Annotated in this window: 17 protein-coding genes; 10 read left to right on the forward strand and 7 right to left on the reverse strand. The window is 62.6% G+C overall.

All coding sequences use genetic code 11. From position 1 onward, the window contains the following. Positions 1–219 precede the first annotated feature (219 nt). The 4 genes from RIG82_07575 (at position 220) to RIG82_07590 (ending at position 4159) form a co-directional block, all read left to right on the forward strand. On the forward strand, positions 220–1038 hold the full coding sequence (locus RIG82_07575) for a M55 family metallopeptidase (protein MEQ9460794.1): 819 nt from the start codon (positions 220–222) through the stop codon (positions 1036–1038). 35 nt (positions 1039–1073) lie between these two features. Beyond that, positions 1074–2291: a C39 family peptidase gene (locus RIG82_07580; GenBank protein MEQ9460795.1), complete on the forward strand. Its 1218-nt coding sequence runs from the start codon at positions 1074–1076 to the stop codon at positions 2289–2291. Between the two features lie 75 nt (positions 2292–2366). Continuing rightward, a complete protein-coding gene (locus RIG82_07585) occupies positions 2367–3434 on the forward strand; it encodes a 3-deoxy-7-phosphoheptulonate synthase (GenBank protein MEQ9460796.1) in 1068 nt (355 codons plus the stop codon). A gap of 230 nt (positions 3435–3664) precedes the next feature. Then, positions 3665–4159 carry a DUF1569 domain-containing protein gene (locus RIG82_07590; GenBank protein MEQ9460797.1) on the forward strand — a complete coding sequence of 165 codons (495 nt, stop codon included), beginning with the start codon at positions 3665–3667 and terminating at the stop codon, positions 4157–4159. Positions 4160–4252: 93 nt separating this feature from the next. Here the strand turns inward: RIG82_07590 and RIG82_07595 are convergent, their stop codons facing one another. Genes RIG82_07595 through murA form a run of 3 tightly spaced genes read right to left on the reverse strand, consistent with a single transcriptional unit; the run spans position 4253 to position 6681 of the window. After that, on the reverse strand, positions 4253–5146 hold the full coding sequence (locus RIG82_07595; protein ID MEQ9460798.1) for a radical SAM protein: 894 nt from the start codon (positions 5144–5146) through the stop codon (positions 4253–4255). Positions 5147–5155: 9 nt separating this feature from the next. Beyond that, on the reverse strand, positions 5156–5353 hold the full coding sequence (locus tag RIG82_07600) for a hypothetical protein (GenBank protein ID MEQ9460799.1): 198 nt from the start codon (positions 5351–5353) through the stop codon (positions 5156–5158). Next, complete coding sequence (gene murA / locus RIG82_07605) at positions 5350–6681, reverse strand: UDP-N-acetylglucosamine 1-carboxyvinyltransferase (protein MEQ9460800.1); 1332 nt, start codon at positions 6679–6681, stop codon at positions 5350–5352. The genes RIG82_07600 and murA overlap by 4 nt, the downstream gene beginning before the upstream one ends. Positions 6682–6840: 159 nt before the next feature. Between murA and RIG82_07610 the strand changes: the two genes are divergently transcribed. After that, the gene (locus RIG82_07610; GenBank protein ID MEQ9460801.1) at positions 6841–7359 is read left to right on the forward strand and encodes an adenine phosphoribosyltransferase; all 519 of its coding nucleotides are present in this window, start codon (positions 6841–6843) and stop codon (positions 7357–7359) included. A gap of 65 nt (positions 7360–7424) precedes the next feature. Further along, positions 7425–8303, forward strand: a complete 879-nt coding sequence (locus RIG82_07615; protein ID MEQ9460802.1) for a CPBP family intramembrane glutamic endopeptidase — start codon at positions 7425–7427, stop codon at positions 8301–8303. Positions 8304–8493: 190 nt separating this feature from the next. Here the strand turns inward: RIG82_07615 and RIG82_07620 are convergent, their stop codons facing one another. Then, a complete protein-coding gene (locus tag RIG82_07620) occupies positions 8494–8907 on the reverse strand; it encodes a DUF393 domain-containing protein (GenBank protein MEQ9460803.1) in 414 nt (137 codons plus the stop codon). A gap of 74 nt (positions 8908–8981) precedes the next feature. Beyond that, positions 8982–9497 (reverse strand): hypothetical protein, encoded by a 516-nt coding sequence (locus RIG82_07625; GenBank protein ID MEQ9460804.1) that lies wholly within the window; start codon positions 9495–9497, stop codon positions 8982–8984. 180 nt (positions 9498–9677) lie between these two features. Between RIG82_07625 and RIG82_07630 the strand changes: the two genes are divergently transcribed. From RIG82_07630 to RIG82_07645, 4 genes are all read left to right on the forward strand, one after another. Beyond that, complete coding sequence (locus tag RIG82_07630) at positions 9678–10568, forward strand: PHP domain-containing protein (GenBank protein ID MEQ9460805.1); 891 nt, start codon at positions 9678–9680, stop codon at positions 10566–10568. A 186-nt stretch (positions 10569–10754) separates the two neighbouring features. Beyond that, positions 10755–12245: an AMP-binding protein gene (locus RIG82_07635; protein ID MEQ9460806.1), complete on the forward strand. Its 1491-nt coding sequence runs from the start codon at positions 10755–10757 to the stop codon at positions 12243–12245. Positions 12246–12349: 104 nt separating this feature from the next. Then, positions 12350–13150 (forward strand): DUF1559 domain-containing protein, encoded by an 801-nt coding sequence (locus RIG82_07640; protein ID MEQ9460807.1) that lies wholly within the window; start codon positions 12350–12352, stop codon positions 13148–13150. A 152-nt stretch (positions 13151–13302) separates the two neighbouring features. Next, positions 13303–14295: an HD domain-containing protein gene (locus tag RIG82_07645; GenBank protein ID MEQ9460808.1), complete on the forward strand. Its 993-nt coding sequence runs from the start codon at positions 13303–13305 to the stop codon at positions 14293–14295. A 163-nt stretch (positions 14296–14458) separates the two neighbouring features. Here the strand turns inward: RIG82_07645 and RIG82_07650 are convergent, their stop codons facing one another. Together RIG82_07650 and accD are read right to left on the reverse strand one after the other, a co-directional pair. After that, entirely contained in the window at positions 14459–14755 is a 297-nt protein-coding gene (locus RIG82_07650; protein MEQ9460809.1) for a hypothetical protein, read from the reverse strand. Positions 14756–14785: 30 nt separating this feature from the next. Beyond that, positions 14786–15673, reverse strand: a complete 888-nt coding sequence (gene accD, locus RIG82_07655) for an acetyl-CoA carboxylase, carboxyltransferase subunit beta (GenBank protein ID MEQ9460810.1) — start codon at positions 15671–15673, stop codon at positions 14786–14788. Positions 15674–15751 lie beyond the last annotated feature (78 nt).

The raw sequence follows: 15751 nt of genomic DNA on the forward strand, positions 1-15751 counted from the left end.
ACCGAAGTCCGAAAAAATCACCCCACACACCCAAACCCGTCCACACCTGACGCCTGCGCAAACCCTAAGGATGACAGCGATTAGCTAGGCGCGGAAAATAGGCCCGGGCCGTCCCCAAAATCTTCCTCAAGCGGGTCAATCACACAGTACACAAGGGGTATCATTCCCAGTCATACCGACACCAACGGTCACACCACCCCAACACCACCAGGAGCACCCATGCGCATCCTCATCATGGCCGACATGGAAGGCGTCGCCGGAATCTGCACCTGGGATATGGTCGACCGCGATGGCCAACGCTACGAAGAAGGCCGCGCCCTCTACACCGCAGAGATCAACGCCGCCGTCCGCGGAGCCGCCGCCGCTGGCGCCACCGAAATCGTCGTCGTCGATTGCCACGGCGCTGGCGGAGACTGCTCCTTCAACTCACTCCTCGCCGAAAAACTCGACCCCCGCTGCGAATACGTCGCCCACCACCCCTGGGGACGCTACATCAACATGTTCCACTCCGGCTGCGACGCCGCCCTGATGGTCGCCATGCACGCCAAGGCCAACACCCCCGATGGCGTCATGTGCCACACCATCTCCACCACCACCTGGGACGACGTGCTCTTCAACGACACCTCCGTCGGCGAGTTCGGCATCAACACCGCCCTCTGCGGACACCACGCCGTCCCCGTCGTCCTCATCACCGGCGACGACGCCACCTGCCGCGAAGGCGCCGAACTCCTTGGCGACGGCCTCGAAACCGTCTCGGTCAAAAAAGGTCTCTCCCGATTCTCCGCCCAACACAAACACCCCAAAGTCGCCCGCGAACTCATCGAAGCCGGCGCTAAACGCGCCCTCGATAACCTCAATAAAAACCTCGTCCAGCCCTGGGTCCCCACCGGTCCCTGCACCATCACCGTCCACCTCTCCACCGTCGATACCGCCCGACGCTTCAAAGGCCGTCAAGGCGTCAGCCTCGTCGAACCCCTCAAGGTTGAGAGCAAAGCCCCCACCTGGATGCAAGCCTGGGACCAGATCTGGGATCATTAACCCCAGCTCGGTACGCTGTGCCGATTGGAGAATCCATGACCCGCGCCCTCCCCGCACAACTCCTCGCCCTCATCTTCCTCGTCCTGACCGGCTGCTCCGGCACCGCCGAACCAGTCGATCAGCCCGTCGTCGATACACGCCCCAACACCGGCCGCGAAACATGGCCAGCCTCACGCTGGCTCAACAACCCCTACCGATTCGCCGACCGCACCATCACCTACGACTCCGCATCCGATTGGGCCCAAGGCTCCTCCACCGGACTCGTCGCACTCCCCACCGGCGACCTCCGACTCCCCCCCAACAGCAAGACCTACCCACGACTGGGTATCTGGACCTCACCCGAAATCACCGCCGACTTCCCCTTCACCGAAGTCCTCCCCTCCTGGAACGTCCACACCCCCGAACACACAGGCGTCTCATTCTTCATCCGCTCCCGTGACGCCGCCACCAACGAGTGGTCCCCCTGGCTCTACCTCGGCGCCTGGGGACAACGCGAAGTCGCCCACCCCGTCGAGATCGAGTTCCCCGGCGGCGAAATCAAGATCGACTATCTCGTCCTCAACCAGCCCGCCAACGCCTACCAACTCGAAGCCCGTATCGAGTCCGCCTCTCTCGACCCCAGAGCCACACCAACCCTCCGAAAACTCGAAACCGTCTACTCCGGCACCCCGGCCGATGGCGTCAACAACAGCCTGATCCAAACCTATCCAGCCGTCACCGACGGCTGGGCCCGCGACCTCCCCGTCCCCTTCCGAGCCCAGGGCATCGAGCACAAGTCCATCAGCTCGCGCATCTGCTCACCCACCTCGACCTCCATGGTCATGGCCTACTTCGGCATCGACCTCCCCACCGTTACCAACGCCCTCGCCATCTACGACCCCGAATACACCATATTCGGCAACTGGCACCGCGCCGTCGCCTACGCCTCACAACACGGACTCGAAGGCGAACTCGTCCGCATCCGCGACTGGGACCAGGTCAAGGCCTACATCGCCGACGGACAACCCCTCATCGCATCCATCCGCTTCCGCAGAGGTGAGTTCCCCTCCAACGTCATGGCGTCCACCGGCGGACACCTCATCACCATCCGCGGACTCACACCCGAAGGCGACGCCATCGTCAACGACTCCGCCTCCAAAGACCGCGGCCACGCCGTCATCTACAAAGCCGAAGAACTAGCCCGGGCCTGGATCGGCCGAGGCGGCGTCACCTACGTCATCCGACGACCAGCCACCAAACCTAACGGAATCTAACCCTCAATCCCGCCGATACACTATCTGCCCCACCCGCCAGCCAGCGGGCCCGATAACCTCGCGCGGAGACCCACGGTGACCACACCCCACCACCCCGAACTCACACCCACCCAGAACGTCCACATCAAGGGGATCAGTCCCCTCATCGCACCTCGCGACCTCGAACAGGAACTCCCCCTCTCCGACGCCTCGCGCAGAACCGTCGTCGAGTCACGCAAAACCATCAAAGCCATCCTCTCAGGCGAAGACCACCGGCTCCTTGTCGTTATCGGGCCCTGCTCCATCCACGACCCCGCCGCCGCCATGGACTACGCCGAACGACTCCTCGAGCTCCGCGCCGCCTACGCCGACCGCATGGTCATCGTCATGCGCACCTACTTCGAAAAACCACGCACCACCGTCGGCTGGAAAGGACTCATCAACGACCCCCACCTCGACGGCACCTTCGACATGTCCCACGGACTCCGCATTGCCCGAAAACTCCTCCTCGACATCACCGCCATGGGACTCCCCACCGGCACCGAGTTCCTCGACCCCTTCACACCCCAGTACCTCGACGACATGGTCACCTGGGCCGCCATCGGTGCCCGCACCACCGAGTCACAAACCCACCGCCAGATGGCCTCCGGCCTCTCCATGCCCGTCGGCTACAAAAACGGAACCGATGGCAACCTCCAGATCGCCATCGACGCCATGAAGTCCGCCAAAGCACCCCATCACTTCCTAGGCATCGACGACGACGGGCGCTGCTGCGTCGTCACCACCACCGGTAACCGCTGGGGACACGTCATCCTCCGGGGCGGATCAGCCGAACCCAACTACGACCCCAAAACCGTCACCGAAACCTCAAAACAACTCAAAGCCGCAGGACTCCCCGACGGCATCATGGTCGACTGCTCACACGCCAACGCCAACAAAAAACACGAACAACAACAAACCGTCTGGAACTCCATCCTCGAACAACGCCAACAACCCACCTGCCCCATCCTCGGCGTCATGATCGAGTCCAACCTCGAAGAAGGCCGCCAAAACATCCCCGACAAACTCACCGACCTTAAATACGGCGTCTCCGTCACCGACGAATGCATCGGCTGGGACAAAACCGCCCAAATGCTCGAACAAGGCTTCAAACAACTCGCCTAACCGGGTCGTACCATCATCCGCCGGGTGGCCGGGGTCTCGCCCAGCGAGCCCTCGGACCCTCAAGTCCACCCCAAAGACCGCACCTGGTACCCGTGGTCACGGCACAGCCGCGCCCACAGAACCAACCCCAAAAACATTCCAGACAATCTTCTCCAGCACCAGAAACATTCCTCGCCATCGCGCGGTTAGTCTCCCAACAAGCGCTGTCATCCGCCCCACAGGAGACCCCCGTGCCAGACCAACCCGCCCGCCGCGACACCCTCAACACCCTCCACAACCCCAATGACATCCTCGCCGAATGCGAACGACTCGCCACCGCCGAAAGCGAAGGCCGACTCACCATGGTCGGCGACTGGACCCTCGCTCAGAACATCAACCACCTCGCCCAACTCATGCACCGCACCGTCGATGGCTTCGAACCCGACCTCCGCGTCAACCCTCTCCTCGCCTGGTTCATGCGCACCTTCCTCAAGCACCGCCTCCTCACCCGCTTCCCGCCCACCGGACTCAAACTCAAACCCGCCTTCCAACGCGTCTTCATCGCCAAACCCACCCTCGACACCGAAACCGCCCTCGACAACATGCGCCGAGGCGTCGAGAAATCCAACACCACCACCACCCGACACCCCTCACCCATCCTCGGCGAACTCACCCTCAACGAATGGAACGCCTTCCAGTCAAGACACGCCGAACACCACCTCTCCTTCGCCGTGATCCAGAACTAACCCGGGTGGCACATTGCACGCCAAAGGCGTGCTGTATGCAATAACCGCTGGGTGGCCGGGGTCTCGCGCAGCGAGCCCCCGGGATCGCCCCCCTCACACCCTCGGATAAACCAAAACCTCCAGCCCCGGCAGCACCTCCCGCACCTGACCCGCGCGCATCTCAAGCTCCGCCAGACTCAGCGCCTCTACATCCGGCTCTCGGCAATCCCGCGCCACCGTATACAACTGCACCCGCTCGATCACCCCGCCGCGATCCACCACCATCCGCAACCGATCCAGATAAGCCAGAAACTCCCGGTCCGGCATCGGCCCGCCCACATCCTTTAAGAGCATCGTCTGGATCGTCACCGCCCGCCGCCGCGACACCCCCACCAGATTTTCCAACACCCGCTCCAACGGCACCGCCGACCGATCCACCCGCTGGTAATACGCCTCCGTCCCCGCGTCTAGCTTCGCCCACACCTCACCCCGATCACCCAGCAGCTCAACCGCACGCTTCACCGACGCCCGATGCAAAAGCGTCCCATTCGTGATCACCACCACCTTCGCCAACCCCAACCGGTACTGCTCGTGCAGTTCGAGCACCATCTCCACCGCCGCCTCAAACAACGGCGACGCCGTCGGCTCGCCATCCCCCGAAAACGCCACGTCATGCAACACCCGATGACCCGCTGGCACCTCCGCAAAATCCGGATCGCTCCACAACGCACCACTCGTCACCAGCCCCAGCATCACCGACAACTCCGCGTGCAACTCATCCAGATCAACCGGCGCCTGATCCTTAACCTTCTCCCGATCCACCGAGCAGTACGTGCAATCAAAGTTGCACGCCCCCTCAGGCGTCAGGTTCACCCCCACCGACAACCCCCCCGCACGACGACTGATCACCGGATACACCACCCGAAACGACCGCCAATGCCGAGGATGATGCGCATAAGCCCGCGCCAAACCCCCGCCACCCTCGCGATCATCGGAATCTGAAGACATACCCGTATTCTAACCCGCCGACCCGCTACCACCACCCTCTTTTACGACCCCCTTCTCCGCCAGCAACATCAGCAGCCCACCCTCCATCGCGTACCGCACCCCACTCACCTCACTTACCAGCACCTCACCCTCCCGCCGCAGCCGCTCGCCCGTCGCCGGACACCGCAGCACATCAAGCCATCGATCAATCGCCTCCATCTCACTCACGCCAGGTCCTCCTCACGCACCCGCTCGATCTCCGCACCCAACCCCCGAAGCGTCACCTCCATCCGCTCATACCCACGATCCAGGTGATACACCCGCAGCACCCGCGTCTCCCCCCGCGCCGCCAATCCTGCCAAAACCAGCCCCGCCGATGCCCGCAGGTCCGACGCCATCACCGGCGCGCCAATCAACTCCGGCACCCCCGTTACCAGCACGCTCGGACCACTCCGCGTCAGGCTCGCCCCCATCCTCAGCAGCTCCGCGACATGCAGAAAACGATCCGGAAAAATCTTCTCCGTCACCATCGAGTTCCCGTCCGCCAGACACAGCAGCGCCATCAACTGAGCCTGCAGGTCCGTCGGAAATCCCGGATGCGGCTGCGTCACCACGTGCACAGGCGTCAACCGCCGCTTCGTCACCACCCGAACCGTGTCCCGCAAACCACCACCATCAACACCACCACCCTCCGCGCCATCCTTGGTGTCGGCGGCGACCTCAACACCCACAAACTCCAGCCGATCGTGCAACGCTGCCAACGCCCGCGTCGGATAGTTCTCCAGCACAATGTCACCGTTCGTGATCGCCGACGCCATCACATACGTCCCCGCCTCGATCCGGTCCGGCATCACCCGATGCTCCACACCCCCCAACCGCTCAACCCCCTCAATCACGATCCGTGGTGTCCCCGCCCCTCGAATCTTCGCCCCCATCCCATTGAGCATCACCGCCAGGTCCTCAACCTCCGGCTCGCACGCCGCACACTCAATCGTCGTCACCCCCTCCGCCAGCGCCGCCGCCGACATCACATTCGCCGTCCCCAACACCGTCGAGCCATTCGGACCACCAAGAAAAACACTCCGCCCCCGCAAACGCCCCCCGGGCGCACGCGCGACGATGTACCCCCCATCCAACTCGATCTCCGCACCCAACGCCCGCAACCCCCTCAAATGCAGGTCCACCGGCCGATCCCCGATCGCACAACCCCCAGGCATTGACACCCGCGCCGCGCCCCGCTTCGCCAGCAACGGACCCAACACGCACACACCCGCCCGCATCGTCCGCACGATGTCATAGTGCGCCTCAACCGACGACGCATCTTTCGCGTGAAGCTCCACCCGCCCGCCATCCCCAGGCCGCTCCGCCCCGCACCCCAGACTCTCCAGCAGCCGAACCATGTTCCGAATATCCGACAGCTTCGGCACATCCTCCAGCACCACCCGCTCATCCGTCAGCAACGACGCCGCCATCAAAGGCAACGCCGCATTCTTCGAACCATTCACCCGCACCGTCCCCCGAAGCGGCCGACCTCCACGAATCACAAACGCGTCCATAAATCACCTTGTCCCACATCAACAACCACCGAACAACCCGCCCCCGACCGCAGGGGCTCCAACCCTTATCGGCGGACCACCGCCCCGCGCCCCAGACACAACCCCACCCAGGAAAAGGTAAAACACACCTCCCTCACCACCACGCACCGGACACCACTCATGATCCAGCTCACCGACCTCATCCGCGACATCCAGGACTTCCCCAAACCCGGCATCGTCTTCAAAGACATCACCCCCCTCCTCGCCGACCCCGCCGGACTCGCCATGGCCGTCGAACTCATGGCGTCACCCTACCGCTCCCAGAACATCGACCTCGTCTGCGGCGCCGAGTCCCGCGGCTTCATCTTCGGCACCGCCATCGCCCAATCACTCTCCGCCGGCTTCATCCCCATCCGCAAACCCGGCAAACTCCCACACAAAACCAGAGCCATCTCCTACGACCTCGAATACGGCTCCGACACCCTCGAAATCCACGAAGACGCCATCCAGCCCGGCAAAAAAATCCTCATGGTCGACGACCTCCTCGCCACAGGCGGAACCATGAAAGCCTCCTGCGAACTCATCGCCTCCCTGGGCGGAACCATCGCCGGCATCACCGTCCTCATCGAACTCAACGACCTCAAAGGCCGAAAACACCTCGGCGGACCCATCGACGTCCACGCCGTCATCAACTACTAATCCCCCTCCGGTTCAGTCCACAGGACTGAACCGGGTGCCACAGGGCAGTCCCGATGAACATCGGGATGCCCTGTACGACCACCAACAAACACCACCACATCCACCACATGCCACGCAAACCAAGGGACAACAAGACGCCACCGCCCCTCGCGTCCTACTGGGAACAGACGCGCTGGCCACTCCAGTCCCTCTACTTCCTCGCACCACTCCTCGTCCTCTACGAACTCGGCGCCCTCTGGCTCGGACCCCAGCCCGGCGAACGACTCCCACCCATCTTCGCCGAACGACTCATGTTCGACTTCTTCCAGGTCGTCGGCGTCCCCGGCACCTACCTCCCCGGCATCCTTGCCGTCGTCGTCCTCCTCCTCACCCACACCCTCCGAAAAGACCCCTGGAAACCCAACCCAAGACTCTGGGGCGTCATGTGGATCGAATCCATCCTTCTCGCCATCCCACTCCTGGTCATCATGGCCGCCATCTTCCGACAACCCATCAACCCACCCACAGAAAACACCGTCTCATTCGTAACCCAGATTCCCGGGATGCTCGCCGCCCAACCCGGCTCCGACGCCTTAAGCGCTATCGGCTCCTGGCCCCAGGGCGTCGTCTTCTCCATCGGTGCCGGCCTCTACGAGGAACTCCTCTTCCGCCTCATCGCCATCGCCCTGATCCACATGGTCCTCGCCGACCTCCTCGCCCTACCCGAACCCGCCGCCACCCTCACCTCCATCGCCCTCTCCGCCCTCCTCTTCGCCCTCTACCACTTCGACAACCCCAACCCCCTCGCCTGGGACCCCACCCAGTGGGCCCGCTTCTCCTTCTATATGATCGCCGGCGTTTACTTCGCCGCCGTCTACGTCCTCCGAGGTTTCGGCATCGTCGCCGCCACCCACGCCGTCTACGACATCATCGTCATCACCCAATACTTCTACAGCCGAAGCTGACCCTCTATGAGTTCGGGTGCCACACTTTGGCCAACGGCCAACGTGTGCCGACCCCCAAAAACCGCCACGCCCTAACGAGCCCTCGGCGCAAGCCGTGGGTGCCCACCCCCGCGTGTAACGCCCAGACGCAACTCCCACAGGAAACAAGGGTGGCCGGGGTCTCGCGCAGCGAGCCCCCGGAACTGACACCCTATCCCAACACCCGCCCCTTAGGCATCACACACTTCCCAACAGGCAGCCACCGCCGCACCCGCGCCACCACCCCATAAACAAAATCCCGCAAAAACCCCGGCACCCATAACCCCACGCGCGCCAACCCGCCCCAGAAACCGCCCACCACCACCAACGACCGAAGCACCGCCCCACTCCGGCGATGCACCTCGCCCGCCTCATCGACCAACACGGCAGACCCGGACCCACTTCCGGACGCCACCCCCATCAACCCCGCCGTCTCACCCCCCAACGGCGCATACCTCAAAACCCCCTCGCGATCCTTCGACGCCACCCACGCCACCGACCCCCGACAAAAACCACAACCCCCATCAAAAAACAGCACCGGCCCCCCCACATCCCCCGACTCAGCCTCGCGCGTCACGTCAACCACACCCCATCCTAGCCCCCAACTTCTTTCAACTCTCTACTTTCCACCCTCTACTCTTTTGAGCATCTGTGACAAAGTCACAGATGCTCAAGGCACCACTCAAACAGCGTCCGCCACTCCCGCCGCTGAATCGCCACCAACTCCGAACGCCCATTCTCCCCACGACCCACCGCCCGCTCCACCCGACCCACAAACTCAAGTGCATCAAACGGCCCCAGACTCGTCCCCGACCCCGCTCCACCCCCAGCCGACGAAATCCGACTCTGCGCCGGGTGCACCCCCACCTTCCGATACCAGTGCCGCGCATTCCCGAAATCACCCTCCCGACGATGCATCATCGCGTGCAGACAACTCCCCGTAGGCGTATCAATCCCCTGACTCACCGCATGACTCGACTCAAGATCATCCACATAAAACCACAACGCCGCCACCAGCTCCGGATGACCCGAAACCGGCTCTAGCTGAACCAGACCCCGGACCATCTCCACCAACTCCGGCTCCGGCGGGGACTCCCGCACCAGCGTCGGCATGGTCTGGTTGATCGTCAGCCTGTCAAACAACGGCCGCAGCAGCGGCTCCACCGGTTCAGTCAAATGTGGGCACATGCCGGATTCAATCCTCCTCAACCTCCGCCATCAACAAGAACATGTTCACGGGGAGTATCATAAGACCTTCTATCGGAAAGCTACGCAACACCCCTTGACCCTTGCGCACGATTCCCCAACTTCGACCTACTTCGAGAGAAAATCCCCGCACCCGCGTACCATCCCAACGTGTTCTGCGACCTCCATGCCCACACCACCGCCTCCGACGGACTCACCCCACCCGCCGACCTCCCCCAGCTTGCCATCGACGCCGGGCTCAAGGCCCTCGCCATCACCGACCACGACACCACCGCCGGCATCCCACCCGCCCGACTCGTCGCCAAAACCCTCAGCCTCCCCCTCCTCACCGGCATCGAACTCTCCGCCGACCCCTTCTCCATCCTCGACAAACACCGCACCCCCTACACCAACGACACCCCCAAATGGGGAACACTCCACATCCTTGGCTACGGCATCGACGACACCAACACCAACCTCCAGAACGTCTGCGACGAACTCAGCAACGCCCGCAGCGAACGCAACCCCGAAATCGTCGAAAAACTCAACACCCTGGGCGTCAAAATCGACTACCAGCAGGTCATCGAACACGCCGCCACCACCGGCTCACAGGTCATCGGCCGACCCCACATCGCCGCCGTCCTCCAGCAACACGGCTACGTCCGTTCACACCACGAAGCCTTCAAACGATACATCGGCGAAGGCGCCCCGGCCTACGTCCGCAAAGACGCCCTCTCCGCCCAGCGCGCCATCCAAACCATCCACGACGCCGGCGGACTCGCCATCCTCGCACACCCCGTCCAACTCACCCGCGACCGCGACCTCCTCGCCAGAGCCGTCCTCCAACTCCGATCCCTCGGCATTGACGGCATCGAAACCATCCACCCCGACCAGAAAAACACGACCCGACAAGGACTCGCCGCACTCGCCAAAAAACTCAACCTCCTCACCACCGGCGGCTCCGACTTCCACGGAAAACCCCACGGCGCCCAACTCGGCGCCATGCGCGTCCCACTCACCTACCACCAAACCCTCACCCAACGACTCACCCCTCCCGCCTGATCCTTCATGGCGGGCTCGGGTGCCACACTTTGCGCAGCAACGTGTGCCTTCAGAAAATCACCACAGACGAACCGACAACCAACTCCCTCAACCCTCCCGCCGAACACTCATCCCCGCAAACCCCAATCCACACTTTTCCCCCATGATCTTGCCCACCACACCCCCACTCCAGTACAACCACACACCATGACACCCCTCTGGCCCATCCTCGCAAACGCCCTCAAACACCCCACCCGAACCGCCGTCGTCGACGACTTCGCCACCACCTCATACGCCAAGCTCACCATCGCCTCACTCGTCCTCGCCGACACCATCCGACGGCTCACCGACCGCCAACGCTTCGGCGTCATGCTCCCCACCTCCGCCGCCTTCCCCATCACCATCCTCGGCGGATGGCTCGCTGGCCGAACACCCGTCCCCATCAACTACCTCCTCTCCAAAGAAGACCTCCGATACGTCGCCAACGATGCCGACATCGACACCATCATCACCGTCGAAAAAATGATCGAACACGTCGGCGGACTCGACGCCATCCCACCCAACGTCCGCGTCGTCTACCTCGAAAAACTCAACCTCAAAAAGTTCCCCGCACTCCGCTGGCCCAAACCCCCCAAAACCGACGACGACGCCGTACTCCTCTACACCTCAGGAACCTCCGGAAAGCCCAAAGGCGTCCGACTCACACACGGAAACCTCGCCGCCAACGCCTTCGCCATCGCCACCCTCGCCAAACCCTTCAACCCAAAAACCTTCGTCGGCGTCCTCCCACAGTTCCACTCCTTCGGACTCACCGCGCTCACCCTATGGCCCCTCATGACCGCCTCCAAAGTCGCCTACACCGCTCGATTCCAACCCAAAAAAGTCATCGAACTCATCCGCGACCACAAAGCCGAAGTCTTCCTCGCCGTCCCCTCCATGTACGGCGCCCTCCTCTCCGTCAAAGACGCCAACGACGCCGACCTCCAATCTCTCACCTGCCCCATCTCGGGCGGAGAACCCCTCTCACACGACCTCGCCAAACGCTTCAAACAACGATTCAGCACCGACCTCTTCGAAGGCTACGGCCTCACCGAAACCTCACCCGTCACCAACTGCTGTGTCCCAGGCTCCACCAAACCCGGCTCCGTCGGAAAACCCCTCCCAGGCGTCCGCAACATCATCGTCGACGACAACAACCAACCCCTCGGACCCAACCAGGACGGCGAAATCCTCATCGCAGGACCCAACGTCATGGCCGGGTACCACCACCTCCCCGAACTCACCAACGAAGTCATCACCAACATCACCCTGCCCAACGGCGAAACCCTCCGAGCCTTCCGCACCGGCGACATCGGACAACTCGACGAGGACGGCTTCCTCTACATCACCGGCCGCAAAAAAGAAATGCTCATCATCGCCGGCGAAAACGTCTTCCCCCGTGAAATCGAAGAGATCCTCAACCAACACCCCTCCGTCCACGCCTCCGCCGTCGTCGGCCGCAAAGACCCCGCCCGCGGCGAACTCCCCATCGCCTTCGTCGAACTCACCGAAAACAGCACCCTCGACGAAAAAGCCCTCCGGGCCTTCTGCCGCGACCACATGGCACCCTTCAAAGTCCCCCGCGAAATCCACCACCTCCCCGAACTCCCCCGAAGCCCCACCGGCAAAATCCTCCGCCGAGAACTCAACCCGAACTAATCGCACAAAAATCGGGCAACCCCAGCGCAGAAAAACCGCCCCCTCACGACTATGGTTATAGAAGGCCGATAGGCCTGATTCGCACACCATCGAGGGACGAGGCCATGCAACACCCGACATCCACGCGCCAGGGGTTCACCCTCATCGAACTCCTCGTCGTCATCTCCATCATCGCCCTGCTCATCGGCATCCTCCTCCCAGCCCTCGGCGCCGCCCGCGACACCGCCCGTACCCTCCAGTGCTCCAGCAACATCCGCCAGATCGGCATCGCTTCCGAAATCTACGCCAACGACAACCGCGAGCTCTACCCCATCGCCGGTCGATTCATCCGCTGGAACCAGATCGACAACCGCGCCACGGGCGGCACCGGCTTCAACGCCTGGATGCAGCAACTCTCAACCTACATCTCAGACGACAACTACTGGTACGCCGGCTGCCCCAGCTACCCCATCGACATCGACACCACCAACAACGCCGGCGACGACATCTCCGGCTACCACTACTTCATCTCCGACAACGCAGCCTACATCGACAAACTCCTCAACCGGCCCGCCGAGTTCGCCGCCTACAAATGGGCCTCCACCGACCGCAAACGCATCCGATACACCTCCGCCTTCGTCCTCGGCGGAGACCTCAACCGACAGTTCAACGAAACCGACGCCGACAAAGACGACTACACCCAAGAATGCCTCGTCTGGGATAACTCTCCCCTCGTCCCCGACCCCATCCGCATCGCCGGCTCCTTCTGGGACCCACACCACCGCGGAACCCTCAACGTCCTCTTCGCCGATGGACACGTCGCCGGCTTCTCCGCCTACGACCCCACAAAACTCACCTTCCGCTACGAAGAAATGGGGTACTGGCGCGACGACGACAACCCCACCTTCGACTTCCCAACCTTCTAACCCCCACCCACCAAAAACCAATCCGCCCTAAAGAGCCCGCGGCGCAAGCCGTGGGTGTGCCTTTCACGCACCAGTGACACCCATAGGTCACCACCCCTCGCACGCTCCCGCTACCATGCGCTGTCCAACCAACAACGCCCGGAGCCGCCACCTTGTCAACCACACGCACCCTCATCGCCGACCTCGGACCCGCTGAACTCGTCGAAGGCGTCTTCGCCATCCAAAACTGCCAACTCGGCCAAACAAAAAACGGCAAACCCTTCATCAAGTGCCTCCTCGCCGACCGCTCCGGCCGCACCCCAGGCCGCATGTGGAACGCCACCGAAGAACTCTTCACACAACTCCCCACCGACGGCTTCGTCCACATCGAAGGGCAAACCCAGCCCTACCAGGGCGAAATGCAGATCATCATCAACCGCATCCACAACCACGAACCCACAGCCTCCGAACTCGCCGATCTCCTCCCCTCCACCGAACACGACATCGACGAAATGTTCGCCGCCGTCCTCAAACTCCTCGGCACCCTCACCAACCCCAGCCTCGCCGCACTCCGAGACCGATACCTCGAAGATGGCGAACTCATGGAACGCTTCTGCCGCGCACCCGCCGCCATGACCCTCCACCACGCCTACCTGGGCGGACTCCTCGAACACACCCTCTCCGTCATGCGACTCGCCGACAACGCCCTCCCCAACTACCCCGAACTCAACCGCGACCTCGTCCTCTTCGGACTCTTCATCCACGACCTCGGCAAATGCGCCGAACTCTCCTGGGACGCCGGCTTCGGCTACACCGAAGATGGACAACTAGTCGGACACATCGCCCGGGGCGTCGTCTGGCTCAATGACAAAGCCCGCGCCTGCAACGACCCCGACATCAACCAACCCATCCCAAAACGACTCCTCAACACCCTCGAACACATCATCCTCTCCCACCACGGACAACCCGACTTCGGCGGCCTCAAAATCCCCGCCACACCCGAAGCTATCGCCATCTCGCTCTTCGACAACGCCGACGCCAAACTCAACCTCGCCATCGCCGCCGCCAAACGCGACCAACTCAAACCCGACTCCCTCCAGGGCGACTTCACCGAAAAAATCTGGGCACTCGAAACCAGAATCTTCCGCCCAGACCCCACTCTCTAAAAAGTTACACCCTGACTCTTACCTGACCACCCCGCCTCTCCAACTGGGTGGCCGGGGTCATCGCGCAGCGTGACCCCGGAGCAACAACTGCCCGATCCACGATCGACGCCAGCTTAGCAATGACCCGCCAAGATCAAGGCTCGTAGTTCGTCGTGATTTTGGGTCACTGCTTTTGTTGCTCGGCTTGTTTGCGGGCTACTTGCTCTTCGAGAGATTCTTCTTTGGGTGGGAAGGCGATGTAGATGAAGTAAGCCATGAGCATGGCCCCTGCCGAGGTGTAGGTGAGCCACTTGGTGAGGAACTGGACCCAGCCGATGGCTGGAGCCCAGGTCGGCTCAACGGCCGCAAAGCCGTAGCCGACAAACGTGGCGAAGAACCAGAGGAAGAGGCCGAGCAGAGCAGTCAGCCCGAAGAAGATCGCGAGCTGGCGGGGTGGGAGTCGGATATCAAGTTTTCGCATGAAACAGCCCCGGGGTAGCTGGTGTCCCGATTACTTGCCGGCATAGTCGATGAATCTTGAGATCTCAGTTCTCAGGTCGTGTCTTGGGGTGATGCGGTCAACAAAGCCCTTTTCGAGAAGGAACTCGGAGCGTTGGAAACCTTTAGGGAGTTCCTGTCGGACCGTGTTGGCGATGACACGGGCGCCAGCAAAGCCGATGCGAGCCTTGGGTTCGGCGATGATAAGGTCGCCGAGCATGGCGAAGGAGGCCGTGACCCCGCCGTAGGTGGGGTCGGTCAGGACGGAGATGAAGAGTCCGCCAGCGTCGTCGAGCCTTGCGAGGGCAGCAGAGGTCTTGGCGAGTTGGGCGAGGGCCAAGGCGGACTCCTGCATACGCGCCCCGCCTGAGGCGGAGACGATGATGAGGGGCCGGTCGTCCTCGGTGGCGAGTTCGATGGCGCGGGTGAGCTTCTCGCCGACGACGGACCCCATGGACGCCATCATGAACTTGGGGTCCATCACGGCGAGGATCACGCCTCGGCCTTTGATGAAGGCTTGTCCTGTGATGACGGCGTCTTTGGAACCGGTTTTCTGCTGTTCCTCTTTGAGTCGGTCTTTGTAGGGTTTGCGGTCGGTGAACTTCAGAGGGTCCGCAGGCGCAAGGTCTTCCCAGAGTTCTTCAAAGGAGTCAGGATCGACGATCTGGGTGATGCGCCGTGCGGCATCAACCGGAAAATGGTGATCACACATGGGGCAGACATCAAGGTTCTGCTGGACCTGTTTGACGAAGCACATGGCTTCGCAGGCGGGGCAGCGCGACCAGAGGCCCTTGGGCACATCGGATCGCTCCTGGGCTTCAATGACGTCCTGCCACGAGCGCGGAATATCAATGCCTGGGGCGCCGTGCGCGGGGGCCTGGGTGACGGGGTTCTCTGGCAAGTGCAGGCTCCTGAGGCCCACCCAAGGCCCAGCGTTGGCCGGGTTTGCGGGGCGAGTTGATTGGGCGATCATAGCGGA

This window comes from Phycisphaeraceae bacterium (assembly GCA_040222855.1).
Classification (GTDB): Bacteria; Planctomycetota; Phycisphaerae; order Phycisphaerales; family Phycisphaeraceae; genus Mucisphaera.

Bases quoted from the DNA above. Each gene is read 5' to 3' on its own strand.
- RIG82_07575 (MEQ9460794.1), top strand. From the start codon at position 220: ATGCGCATCCTCATCATGGCCGACATGGAAGGCGTCGCCGGAATCTGC.
- RIG82_07650 (MEQ9460809.1), bottom strand. From the start codon at position 14,755: ATGCGAAAACTTGATATCCGACTCCCACCCCGCCAGCTCGCGATCTTC.
- RIG82_07635 (MEQ9460806.1), top strand. From the start codon at position 10,755: ATGACACCCCTCTGGCCCATCCTCGCAAACGCCCTCAAACACCCCACC.
- RIG82_07580 (MEQ9460795.1), top strand. From the start codon at position 1,074: ATGACCCGCGCCCTCCCCGCACAACTCCTCGCCCTCATCTTCCTCGTC.
- RIG82_07595 (MEQ9460798.1), bottom strand. From the start codon at position 5,146: ATGTCTTCAGATTCCGATGATCGCGAGGGTGGCGGGGGTTTGGCGCGG.
- RIG82_07610 (MEQ9460801.1), top strand. From the start codon at position 6,841: ATGATCCAGCTCACCGACCTCATCCGCGACATCCAGGACTTCCCCAAA.
- murA (MEQ9460800.1), bottom strand. From the start codon at position 6,681: ATGGACGCGTTTGTGATTCGTGGAGGTCGGCCGCTTCGGGGGACGGTG.
- RIG82_07615 (MEQ9460802.1), top strand. From the start codon at position 7,425: ATGCCCTGTACGACCACCAACAAACACCACCACATCCACCACATGCCA.
- RIG82_07640 (MEQ9460807.1), top strand. From the start codon at position 12,350: ATGCAACACCCGACATCCACGCGCCAGGGGTTCACCCTCATCGAACTC.